At 53.7% G+C, this 11990-nt stretch carries 10 protein-coding genes and 3 tRNA genes; 3 read left to right on the top strand and 10 right to left on the bottom strand.

The window, feature by feature from the left end:
* Positions 1-72: 72 nt before the first annotated feature.
* From B4C79_RS06820 to B4C79_RS06810, 3 genes are all read right to left on the bottom strand, one after another.
* Positions 73-147 (bottom strand) — tRNA-Thr (locus B4C79_RS06820).
* Between the two features lie 17 nt (positions 148-164).
* Positions 165-238, bottom strand: a tRNA-Gly gene (locus B4C79_RS06815).
* Positions 239-291: 53 nt separating this feature from the next.
* Positions 292-377, bottom strand: a tRNA-Tyr gene (locus B4C79_RS06810).
* A gap of 50 nt (positions 378-427) precedes the next feature.
* Between B4C79_RS06810 and B4C79_RS06805 the strand changes: the two genes are divergently transcribed.
* Positions 428-1651, top strand: coding sequence for an AmpG family muropeptide MFS transporter (locus tag B4C79_RS06805; RefSeq protein WP_205882477.1), 1224 nt, complete (start codon positions 428-430; stop codon positions 1649-1651).
* Here B4C79_RS06805 and B4C79_RS06800 read toward each other — a convergent pair.
* Positions 1577-2623 carry an AraC family transcriptional regulator gene (locus tag B4C79_RS06800; RefSeq protein ID WP_105028054.1) on the bottom strand — a complete coding sequence of 349 codons (1047 nt, stop codon included), beginning with the start codon at positions 2621-2623 and terminating at the stop codon, positions 1577-1579. The genes B4C79_RS06805 and B4C79_RS06800 overlap by 75 nt on opposite strands.
* A gap of 107 nt (positions 2624-2730) precedes the next feature.
* Here B4C79_RS06800 and B4C79_RS06795 point away from each other — a divergent pair, with 107 nt between their 5' ends.
* Both B4C79_RS06795 and B4C79_RS06790 read left to right on the top strand, forming a co-directional pair.
* The gene (locus B4C79_RS06795; protein ID WP_146106625.1) at positions 2731-3627 is read left to right on the top strand and encodes an alpha/beta fold hydrolase; all 897 of its coding nucleotides are present in this window, start codon (positions 2731-2733) and stop codon (positions 3625-3627) included.
* A 20-nt stretch (positions 3628-3647) separates the two neighbouring features.
* Positions 3648-4469: an SDR family NAD(P)-dependent oxidoreductase gene (locus B4C79_RS06790; protein ID WP_171097396.1), complete on the top strand. Its 822-nt coding sequence runs from the start codon at positions 3648-3650 to the stop codon at positions 4467-4469.
* Here B4C79_RS06790 and glmS read toward each other — a convergent pair.
* The 6 genes from glmS to hslU all read right to left on the bottom strand — a co-directional run bounded on the left by glmS (position 4456) and on the right by hslU (position 11987).
* Entirely contained in the window at positions 4456-6297 is a 1842-nt protein-coding gene (gene glmS, locus B4C79_RS06785; RefSeq protein ID WP_291751755.1) for a glutamine--fructose-6-phosphate transaminase (isomerizing), read from the bottom strand. The genes B4C79_RS06790 and glmS overlap by 14 nt on opposite strands.
* 16 nt (positions 6298-6313) lie before the next feature.
* On the bottom strand, positions 6314-7681 hold the full coding sequence (gene glmU, locus B4C79_RS06780) for a bifunctional UDP-N-acetylglucosamine diphosphorylase/glucosamine-1-phosphate N-acetyltransferase GlmU (protein WP_291751753.1): 1368 nt from the start codon (positions 7679-7681) through the stop codon (positions 6314-6316).
* Positions 7682-7695: 14 nt separating this feature from the next.
* Positions 7696-8967, bottom strand: a complete 1272-nt coding sequence (locus tag B4C79_RS06775; RefSeq protein ID WP_105028050.1) for an FIST signal transduction protein — start codon at positions 8965-8967, stop codon at positions 7696-7698.
* A complete protein-coding gene (locus B4C79_RS06770; RefSeq protein ID WP_291739288.1) occupies positions 8968-9624 on the bottom strand; it encodes a PhaM family polyhydroxyalkanoate granule multifunctional regulatory protein in 657 nt (218 codons plus the stop codon).
* Between the two features lie 56 nt (positions 9625-9680).
* Positions 9681-10568 (bottom strand): acetylglutamate kinase, encoded by an 888-nt coding sequence (argB, locus tag B4C79_RS06765; RefSeq protein ID WP_008248035.1) that lies wholly within the window; start codon positions 10566-10568, stop codon positions 9681-9683.
* Between the two features lie 87 nt (positions 10569-10655).
* A complete protein-coding gene (hslU, locus tag B4C79_RS06760) occupies positions 10656-11987 on the bottom strand; it encodes an ATP-dependent protease ATPase subunit HslU (protein WP_105029778.1) in 1332 nt (443 codons plus the stop codon).
* Between the last annotated feature and the right edge of the window lie 3 nt (positions 11988-11990).

The raw sequence follows: 11990 nt of genomic DNA, 5'->3' as shown, positions 1-11990 counted from the left end.
ACGCTCAAACTTTTCTTTTGCCATGACGACCTCGGTGCGGGCACCCAACAAAGGAGTGCGGTTATAACGGTATGGTGCTCATGGGCAGGATCGAACTGCCGACCTCTCCCTTACCAAGGGAGTGCTCTACCACTGAGCCACATGAGCAACTTTCTATTAAAGCCTGGAGCGGGTGAAGGGAATCGAACCCTCGTCTTAAGCTTGGAAGGCTTCAGCTCTACCATTGAGCTACACCCGCACACCTTGCACGCCCCTTTTCAAGGGCGCACTCGGTTAAACTGCTTGAATTCTTGGTGGAGAGAGTTGGATTCGAACCAACGTAGGCGTAAGCCAACAGATTTACAGTCTGCCCCCTTTAGCCACTCGGGCATCTCTCCAAAAGAGAACCCCGGATTATGGATGCTTTTTTAAACAACGTCAACACCCCATGCCCCCTTTCCGTCTTATTTGTATATTAATTCTTGGTTTTTCGAGTGGACTACCCCTGGCCCTGACAGGAAGCACCCTTCAAGCCTGGCTGGCAGTCGAGAATGTGGACATTAAAACCATCGGTTTGTACGCGGTGGTGGGATTTCCTTACACCTACAAATTTTTGTGGTCGCCCTTTCTCGATTACTTGAAGCCTGGGTTTTTTGACCAAAGGCGTGGCTGGATTGCGCTGATGCAATTGGCCTGTGCCGGCCTGATTGCCGCCATGGCATTTGTGGACGCACATTCTGCCTGGACAGTGGCTGCAGTTGCCGTGGCCATTGCCTTTTGTTCATCGACGCAGGACATGGCGATTGATGCCTACCGCACGGACCTGCTTCCCGCTCCTGAACGCGGTCTTGGCGCTGCTTACTACGTAACAGGTTATCGGGTAGCCATGTTGGTTTCAGGCGGACTGGCATTGATACTGGCTGGCGAGTACCTGGGCTGGACTGGCACCTACCTGTTGATGGCGGGGCTGATTGCCGCCTGCGCTGTGATAACTGCTTTAAGCCCCACCGCCGACACACCCGAGGACCTGGCCAGGCGAGCTTCGAAAAGAAAACTGTTTGACATTGTGAGGGAGTCGACAGGCAACTTCATGAGCAAAGAAGCGGCGATCTGGATTTTGCTGTTGATTGTGCTTTACAAGGTGGGAGATGCGTTTGCGGGTTCATTGACCACTGCATTTCTGCTCAAGGGATTGGGTTTTACATTGACCGAAGTGGGTGCCGTGAACAAGACGGTGAGCCTGATCGCCACACTGTTGGGCGCATTTCTGGGGGGCGCATTGATGACACGGATGGGTCTCTATGGCTCGCTGATGTTGTTTGGAATATTTCAGGCGGTTTCAAATTTGTCATTTTGGGCGTTGTCGCTCATCGAACCGAATATTTGGGCCATGGGCAGTGCCGTATTTGTTGAGAACCTGTGTGGGGGTATGGGAACCGCTGCTTTTGTTGGCTTGTTGACCAGCCTGTGCAGCAAGGAATTCTCAGCAACACAATACGCTTTGCTTTCATCGTTAGCGGCTATGGGACGGGTTTACCTGGCTGCCCCTGCCGGGTATGTGGTGGCGGCCTATGGATGGAGCGACTTTTTTGTGTTCTCAACCGTGGCTGCCATTCCCGGACTGGTGGCGCTCTATCTGCTTCGATCGAGCATCCAGAAACTGGCGAGGTGAACAATTGTGCCATTTCTGAAAAGCATGGATAAAGGCTGAGGGCGACGAGTAGCCGAGCCGGGCAGAAACCTCAGACACACTGAGCCCTGTAGAGCTGAGCAGTTCCTCGGCCATGGTTTGACGAACTTCGGCCAGCAGATCGCGATAGCTGGTACCCTCGTCGGTCAGACGCCTTCGCAAGGTGCGCTCTGTCATGAAGTGATCGGTGGCTATTTGCGCGAGGCTCGGGGAAGACGACAAGTCAGCCAGCAATTTGTTGCGCAACCAGGCGGACACGCCGCCCCGCTGCATTCGGCGTGACAGCAGATTCTCAAGCTGAGTCTCGCAGAAACGGGCACTGTGCTCGTTGGCTTTGGGCAAAGGCAAATTAAGCCACTGATCGTCGAATGTGGCCCTGTTAACTGCGGCATTGAACTGCGGAATGCAGCCAAACATGGCTTCGTATTGAGCCATGGGCGCATTGGGTGCAAATGCGAATTCAACAACGCGCAAAGGCAAGCTGACGCCAAACAATTCTCGCTGCAAAACCTGAATGGCAGAGCAATCGCGCTCAGCCACAAATGAACGCACTGCCGGGGGCAAATGATCGACCGACAGGATCATGGATGCCAGGCCGTTGCCCAGCACCAATTCGACTTTTGAAAATGCAAACGTGAGATCGAGATAGCGCAAACCGAGTTCGACGGCCTGTCTGAAGGTTGGGCTGGTGATGAGTGCATAGCCCCAAATACCGTAGGTGGTCAGGTGATATTCAGCGCCGGCCATTAGCCCAAGCCCGGGTACTTTGCCATGCAGGCGCACCAGATTGTGGATCACCTGCAACTCTTGATCAGGATCGATTTCGAGATGGGGATCATCCAGCTGGGCCGGCAAAATCGAGGAACCCATGAGAAGCGCGCTGCGGGTAGAGCCAAGCCTTACGCCTAGCTCACTCAGAATTTTTACACTGGCAACAGTTCGGCGAGCTTGCATAGGAGCAGGATTTGTCCGGAAATATCAACTACCGTTGATTGTAATCAAGTTCGAGCAGCACGTGTGGCTTCTACACTGTATTGAACGAAAACCGCAGGAGACATCGCGTGAACAGATTGCTGAATGAATTCGGATGGGCTGGCCCAGACAGAAGGACGCTAATCGAGAAACATGCCTTGCCCACATCTATTTTCCTGGACTGTATGGGGCTGAAAGTGCATGTGAGTATTGAGGGGAGTGGGCCTGATGTGGTCATGATTCACGGCTTTGCTGCCAGCCTGCACACATGGAGTGATGTGTGTGCGCAGATGAGCAAACAATTCAGGATTATTCGATTCGATTTACCACCATTCGGTTTGACTGGGCCTGCGCTCGACCAACAAGGCTGCGTTCGGAAAATGGACGTGGCTTTCTATCAGCAGTTTGTAGATGCGGTGCTGGACGAGTTGCAGATTAAAAAATGCGTGATGATCGGCAATTCATTTGGTGGTTTTTTAAGTTGGGACCAGGCGCAAAGACACCCGGAGCGGGTGCGTGGCTTGATCATTTCTGATGCTGTTGGATATCAACAACCGCTGCCGATTTACATCACCCTGTTTACGATCAAACCAATTGCCTGGCTGACGCGACACGCAGTGCCCGCATTTTTGCTGCGAATGGCCGTGCGTGATGTATATGGCGACAAAAGTAAACTGAAAAAAGAAGTGCTTGAAAGGTACCTGGAGCTGTTCATGCACAAACCGAACCGAAGCGCTGTGGGGCATATGGTCGGTGTGTTCACCGACGGAGAACTAGGCTCAGAACGTTTGCCTGAGATTCGGTGCAAAACATTGATTGTGTGGGGCGGTGACGACCGATGGGTGAGCATTGAAATGGCAGGCCGATTCAATCGGGATATTCCGCACTCGGAACTGAAGGTGTACCGAGAGGTGGGCCACATTCCGATGGAGGAAGCGCCTGACCGCTTTGCTGCAGATTGTATCGAATTTATTGAAAACCTTTGATTGACATTCTGGAATTGAATATGAAAAACAAAGTGGTGTTTATTACGGGTGGCGCTCGGGGTCTTGGTGCGGGCTTGGCTGCAAAAGTGATCAGCAAAGGGGGCAAAGCCTTTATTGTGGACTTGAACGCTGAGGCGGTGTTTGCGCAAGTTGAAACTTTGGGCGGAGAGGGAATTGCTGGCTGCCAGGCCAATGTGTGCAAGCCTGCTGATCTTGAGCTTGCGATGGCAGAGTGCAAAGAGCGCTTTGGCAGGATTGATGTAGTCGTGGTGAACGCTGGAATCTTGAAAATGGGCTCGATTGAGCACATGAACCCTGCTGACTTTGACGCGGTGATGCAGGTGAATGTAAATGGTGCATTCAACACCATTCGCGCTGCCATTCCTTACCTGCGCGAGACCAAAGGTTACTTGCAGGTGATCTCATCTCTGGCTGCCGCAATTCACACGCCTTTAATGGGGCATTATGCAGCATCCAAAGCCGCAGTTGAGGCGCTGGCGGATGTGGCCCGCCAAGAGCTGGCATTGGACGGCATTGACGTGGGTTGTGTACACCCCACCTTTACCAATACGGCCATGATTCAGGAAGTGAATGCGGGCGTGCTTTGGGGAGGGCACAAGGGTGCTTTTGGTGCGATTGAACCAGAGCAGGTGATTGATGCCATGTACCGAGGTATTGAGAAGCGTCAGCGTAAAATCATTGCGCCCAAGACGATTGCGCCGTTGGTACTGGCACCCGGATTGTTTCACCGGGTGGCCGAAGGTTTAAGTCGAATGCAAGGCTCGGAACAGGCCTTGAAAAAATTCAAGGCCGAAGAAGCAGAGTCGCTTACTCGACGGTGACGGACTTCGCGAGGTTTCGAGGTTTGTCCACATCGGTACCCTTGACCAAGGCGACATGATAGGACAACAACTGCAAGGGCAAGGTGTGCAAAATCGGGGACAAGTGCCCTGCGTGATCAAGCAAATTGATCACGTGCACACCGTCGGCTTTTTCGATCTTTGTGTCTCGGTCAGCAAAAATATACAACTCACCGCCACGTGCGCGAACTTCCTGCAAATTTGACTTCAACTTTTCGATCAAAGTGTCTTTGGGGGCTACGGCAACCACTGGCATGTCGGCATCGACAAGGGCCAAGGGGCCGTGCTTCAATTCACCAGCAGCGTAAGCCTCAGCATGAATGTAGCTAATTTCCTTCAGCTTCAACGCGCCTTCCATGGCAATGGGATAGTGCACGCCACGCCCCAAAAAGAGCGCATGGCGCTTCTCTGCAAAACTGGCAGCCAAGGCCTTGATTTCAGACTCGAGTGCCAGAATGTTTTGCATGGCCGAGGGCAAATGACGCAGTTGCGTGAGTAAGGTTTTTTCTTGCTCGGCGGTGAGTTTTCCACGCAGCTTGGCCATGACCAGCGTGAAAGTGAAAAGCGCAGCCAGTTGCGTGGTGAATGCCTTGGTTGAAGCCACACCGATTTCAGGGCCTGCACGTGTTAAGAACTTCAGTTTGCTGGCGCGAATGAGTGCAGATTCAGGTACGTTGCAAATGGACAGGGCATTAACCATGCCCTGAGACTTGGCGTGCTCTAGCGCAGCAAGGGTGTCAGCTGTTTCACCCGATTGCGAAATGGTGATCACCAATGTGTTAGGCAGACTGACGCTGGTGCGATAGCGGTATTCGCTAGCGATTTCAACATTGGTCGGCAAGGCGGCAATCGATTCGAGCCAATAGCGCGCAACCAGCGCAGCATGGTAGCTGGTACCGCACGCCAGAATAAGCACTTGCTGAATGCCCGGTAGAATATTGCCAGCCTCTGCGCCAAACAATTCTGGTTTTACGGCAGATGCATTGCTGACCATTTCCAGCGTGGCTGCGATTGCGCCAGGCTGTTCGTAAATTTCCTTTTGCATGTAGTGGGCGTAGGGGCCCAGTTCCACGGCATCAGCCGAAAGCTGACTTTCGATGATGGGCCGCTCAACCTGAAGACCTGCGCCATCAAAGAATGAAACCCCGGTGCTGTGCAACTGCACCACGTCGTTTTCTTCCAGGTAGGTAATTTGCTTGGTGTAGGCCACGAGTGCCGAAGCATCGGAAGCCAAAAAGTATTCACCTTCGCCATGCCCCACCAAGAGAGGAGCACCTTTCTTGGAAGCCAACAAGGTCAGCGGTGCTGTGTTACAAATAACCGCGATGGCAAAAGCACCTTCCAGCTTTTTTACTGTGGCCTGCACGGCTGCCATCAACTCAAGCCCCTGAACCAAATGCTTGTGGGTGAGGTGGGCGATGACCTCGGTGTCGGTGTCGGACTGAAAAACGTAGCCTTCAGCAGTCAGCGCCTTGCGGATTTCCTCGTGGTTTTCAATAATGCCGTTGTGAACTACGCTGACTGAAACACCCCGCCCTTCACTGATGTGAGGGTGTGCGTTGCGCTCACTGGGCACACCATGTGTAGCCCAACGGGTGTGAGCAATGCCCATTCGTGCACTCAGGGTTTTGGTACTGGAGTCGAGCTCAACCACACGACCCACGCTGCGCGCACGGTGAATGGAATGATCGAGATCGGACTGAATGGCCAGCCCGGCTGAGTCGTATCCGCGGTATTCAAGTTTTTTCAGGCCATCAATCAACACTGGCACGCTGTTGGTTTTTGAGAGTACGCCGACGATTCCGCACATGGTGTGAGGTATTCCTTTATTTTTTGGTTGATTTGACCGGGCGTTTCCAGCCCGTGATCGTGATTTGTTTGGCACGTGACACGGTAAGTGCATTCTCGGGCGCGTCTTTCGTGAGGGTGGTTCCCGCGCCGAGGGTGGCACCCTTCTTCACCGTCACGGGTGCGACCAATTGGGTATCTGAGCCGATAAAAACATCGTCTTCGATGATGGTGAGGTGCTTGTTGGCACCATCGTAATTGCAGGTAATGGTGCCTGCACCCACATTCACCCGTTCACCAATTTGTGCGTCGCCAATGTAGGCCAGGTGATTGGCTTTGGACTGGTTGGCAATACTGGCATTTTTGACTTCGACAAAGTTTCCAATGTGCACTTCATTGCCCAATTTGGCACCAGGGCGCAGACGCGCGTAGGGACCAATGACCGCCTTTTCGCCCACGGTGGCATCGGTGAGATGGGAATAGGCTTCGATACGGGTACCCGCCGCAATACTGACGTTGTTGAGCACGCAATATGGGCCGACGGACACCCCATCGCCCAAGGTGACCTGACCTTGAAACACACAGCCAACATCGATGGATACATCTGCGCCACAGTGCAGCGTGCCGCGCAAATCGATCCGGGCGGGATCGAGCAGCTGCACACCTTCGATCATTAATTCTTCAGCCTGATGAAGTTGCCAGATACGCTCAAGCTCGGCCTGTTGAACTCGGGAATTGACGCCCGACACTTCCCAACTGTGCGTGGGCTGACAGGTGCGCACCAGCAGCCCATCTTCATGTGCCATCGCGATGATGTCGGTGAGGTAATACTCGCCTTGCGCGTTGTTGTTACTCAGTTTGCCTACCCAGTTTTTTAACTGCGCGGTGGGGCAAGCAAGAATGCCGGTGTTGACTTCGGTGATAGTGAGCTGCGAGGGAGTTGCGTCTTTTTGTTCGACTATGCCAACCACTGCACCTTCGGTATCGCGAATAATGCGGCCGTAACCGTTTGGGTTGGGCATATGCAAGGTCATCAAGCCCATCTGCCCGGCTTTCGCGGCCTGAACCAAGGGCTGCAAAGATTCGAATTGAATGAGGGGGACGTCACCATACAAAATCAGGGTAACAGGATGATCGGCCAAGGCCGGGATTGCACATTGAACCGCATGGCCTGTACCCAGTTGATCTGACTGAGAGGCGAACAGAATGCCTGATTGGTGAGACAAATGCTGCTGAACCGCTTGGGCACCGTGCCCGACCACGACCACCACATGTGGGTTTTCAAATTGCAAAGCGGTACCCACCACCCGGCACAACATGGACTGGCCACCCACCGGGTGCAACACCTTGGGCAAGGCTGACTTCATGCGGGTGCCCTTGCCTGCTGCGAGTATCAAAATATTCATGTCAATAATCAAATTTAGAAAAATAAAGCCAGCACACCGGTGTAACCGTACAAAGCACCACGGAAAATTTCGCCGTTGGCTGAAAAACCAATCAGGGGAATGTCCCCCAATTGCTCTCGCACAATTTGCTGTTCAACGCCTTGCAGGCCGAACAATGCCGCGCCACGACCATTGCAGGCAATGTACACCGCGCCGCGAGGTTTGCGCTGAGAATGGATTCCAGAAAAACCAGCGGCCTGAAGTTCGTTGAGTTTGGGTGCCGGCGCGTCGAGATCTTCGCGCAGTTCTGCACACATTCTGGTTAAATCGACCCGCGCAGAATTTTCATCGCGAGTACAGAAAGACAATCGATCGCCCAACTTGAAATCTTCAGCAACAGCCAGGGATTTTTTGTTGGGATCCATTCCAACCACGGGACGTACTTTCAACTGGTGCGCCTCGGAGCGACCCGCCGTGTAACCCTTAAGCGCAATGGACTCAGCAAGTGCACGGTCAGTGAGACCGACAAACAAACCATGAGCAAAACGTTTGGCCAACACCTCGGCGGCCTGGCTTGCGGGATCACCTTCGTCCGAGTCGGGTTGCAAACCCAAATCAGCGAGCAGTACATCGAGCGCCGGCAAACCATCGAGTTCTTCGACAAAATTACCGCGAAGCCCGGTGATTTCATGCTCCATGCCCACCACTTGAACGCCTTGAGTCATGCGTACTTCGATAGGCAAACCACTGGCAAATACCACGCCAGACACACCACCGGACAGGGGTTCAAGGGCAATGTGGGTATTGGCCGTACCTGCGCAGACAAGACCACCGAAAATTTGACGAGTACTGACTTTAAGCGACAGATCATCGAGCAGATCGTCAATGTCCTCAGTGAGCGGATCGATGTGAATGAGCGCGGAGGACATGGCTTCCCGCCCCGACGCAGTCACTGTGCCAGGTTTGGGCAATGGCAATTTGCCTGAAAAAACTCGCGCAGAATCGGCAGGGAACTCCATCAGCATGACTGCCAGTGCAGGCTCTTGGTAATACTCCACTCCACTGCTGCACACGCCAGGCGCCAAACCGCCAACCCACTCCTTGATATTGGTTCGCTGGCGCAAACCCTGAAGAATTTGAGGCATGTTTTCTGCGAAGGCTTCTGTGGCGTAAATCAAACCCAGCTTTTGAGGCCGGGAAATATCGCTTGCGAACTGCTCCAGTTGCATCTGGCCTTCGAGCTGCACCAACACGAGTTCAAGTGCCTCTCTCCAGTTGGGGTGTGTGGCATGGCCAAAACGAAACATCTATGTCCTTGTACGCGCGGGGCGGGTGCTGCTTGAGGTTTTTTTACGGGGCGTGGCCGCACGCTTGGCTTTGGGCTTGGCAGGTTTTGGAGATGGTTCAGCTGCATTGGGACTGGCTTCGGCACCGGAACTTGCCATGGCTGCAGTGGCAACCACTTTGTTGAACTGGTCCTGCAACAACCCCCACCAAGCGGTGGCATTTGACACAATGGCCTTCGAGGATTCTTGCGCAGCCGCATCGCTTGCAGCAGCAGGCGCGGCGGGCTCGGGATCGGGAATTTTGGGTGCAACGGGCTCAACACGAGGCACAGGTGGTGGCGCAACCGCGGCCTGCATGGCGTTCCGAATGATTTCCTCGTTTACAGCTTGATTGACATCGCTGACTCGGTCACCACCCAAGCCCAGATTGGAGCTGAAAGATTTGATGGTGGCAATGGTGCCGCGCTGCACTTCCAGCCCCTGAATGGTGGCCCGCAACATACTGAGGTTGACATTGAGCCATTGCTCAACTGCTTTGAGATCAGAGATGCGCTTGTCAAGCTCATCGAGATCAGTGGTTGGGTTCATCACGCTGGGGATCGGCAGACTTCCCCAGATTTTCTTCACAAAATCAAATCCATCAGTAACCGACAAATTGGGTATTCTTTTGTTCGACATGTTTCCCCCTGCGTTTGACGCGGACTGCCTTGCTGAGTGGCCTGGTGACTGCGAACTCAGTGACTGCGAATCATGGTGCCCACGCCTTGGTCTGTCAGAATTTCAAGCAGAAGGCAGTGCGGAACACGACCATCTACCACGTGAACTGAGTTTACTCCGCTTTTTGCTGCCTCGATCGCGGAAGATAACTTGGGCAGCATTCCACCTGAAATGGTGCCATCTTCGAACAATTCATCGATTCGTTTGGCAGTCAGGCCAGTGAGCAACTTGCCGTCTTTGTCCAACACCCCGGGGGTATTCGTCATCATGATCAGCTTTTCAGCTTTCAGGATTTCGGCGATTTTTCCGGCCACGAGGTCGGCATTGATGTTGTAGGCCATTCCATCTTCACCAAAGCCAATGGGTGAGATAACGGGAATAAAGGCGTCGTCTTGCAGGGCTTTCACAATGGCGGGGTCAATCGATGCAATTTCGCCCACGAAACCAATGTCATGAAACTTGCCAGGCTCGCTTTTGTCCGCCAACTTCATTTTCCGGGCCTGAATCAGCCCACCATCTTTGCCGGTTAAACCCACCGCCTTGCCACCGTGCTCGTTGATCATCATGACGATGTCTTGCTGCACCTGACCACCCAGAACCCACTCCACCACTTCCATGGTTTCTTCGTCGGTAACGCGCATGCCTTGAATAAAGGTGCCTTGCTTGCCAATGCGACGCAGGGCTTCATCGATTTGAGGGCCACCGCCATGCACCACAATCGGATTGATACCGACTAGTTTGAGCAACACCACATCGTGAGCGAAGGATTTTTGCAGATTGACATCGGTCATGGCGTTGCCGCCGTACTTGACCACCACGGTTTTGCCATGAAAACGGCGAATGTAGGGCAAAGCCTCGGACAGAACTTTGGCTTTGATGGCGGAAGTGAGATTGTCTGTGGTCATGAATTGTCCGGGTAGAATCTGGGCACAAAAGGCATTTTAAAGCGAATCTACCCGGACAACGGTGGCGAGAATGCCGATCGACGGATTCTAGAGAATGAATTGGGCAAGATCCTCGGATTTGGCCGCCTCACCCAGCCGGGAGTCGACAAACTCGGCTGTAATTTTCACAGGCCTGGGCTGACCATTGGCCTCGAATGCCACCTCCTCGAGCAGGCGCTCCATGACGGTGTACAAGCGGCGGGCCCCGATGTTCTCGGTTTTCTCGTTCACTGTGAATGCGATTTCAGCCAGCCGGCGAACACCTTCGTCGGTGAATTCCAGCTCAACCCCATCCGTTGCCAGTAAGGCTTTGTACTGCTCGGTTAGACAGGCGTCGGTGCTGGTCAGGATTCGTTTGAAATCGTCAACGGTTAAGGACTCCAGTTCAACCCGGATCGGAAAGCGCCCCTGCAGCTCAGGAATGAGATCAGAGGGGCGAGACAAATGGAAAGCACCACTGGCGACAAACAGGATGTGATCTGTTTTGATCATGCCGTACTTCGTGTTGACTGTGGTGCCCTCCACCAGCGGCAGCAAATCGCGCTGGACCCCCTGGCGCGACACGTCGGTTCCCCGGCCGTCGGCTTTGGTCGCAATTTTATCGATTTCATCGAGAAACACAATGCCGTCTTGCTCGACCCTGGCGATCGCTTTGGCACGCACTTCTTCTTCATTCACGCGCTTGGCGGCTTCTTCATCCTGAATCGCCTTCAGCGCCTCGGCCACTTTCATTTTGCGCAGCTTTTTCTTGCCACCTGAAATGTTCTGAAACATGGATTGCAACTGCCCGGTGAGTTCCTCCATGCCGGGTGGGCCGACTACATCCAGTGAGGGCGAAGCGGCCGCCACCTCAATCTCGATTTCCTTGTCATCCAACTCACCAGCGAACAACTTTTCCCGGAATCGAATACGCGTGCGGTTTTCATCGGGCTCGGGGGCTTTCTCGGTGAAGCCGAAATCCCGGGCGGGGGGAAGCAGTGCATCCAGCACCCGGTCAAAGGCGGCGGACTTTGCCTCTTCGACCACGCCAAGCTGAGCCTCTTCTCGAACCTGTTTCAGAGCAATTTCAATCAGGTCACGAATGATCGTGTCCACGTCGCGGCCCACATAACCAACTTCAGTGAATTTGGTGGCTTCAATTTTGATGAAGGGCGCATTGGCGAGCTTGGCCAGGCGACGGGCAATTTCTGTTTTACCCACACCGGTTGGGCCGATCATGAGAATGTTCTTGGGCGTAATTTCCTGACGCAGGGGCATGGGCACCTGCATGCGGCGCCAGCGATTGCGAAGCGCCACAGCGACGGCACGCTTGGCGGCATCCTGGCCAACAATGTTCTTGTTGAGCTCTTCAACAATGTTTGAAGGTGTAAGTTGAGTCATGGT

This window comes from Limnobacter sp. UBA7229 (assembly GCF_002473065.1).
Lineage (GTDB): Bacteria > Pseudomonadota > Gammaproteobacteria > Burkholderiales > Burkholderiaceae_B > Limnobacter > Limnobacter profundi.
Note: the sequence above shows the minus strand (reverse complement) of the source record. Positions and strands in the feature narration are given on the sequence as shown.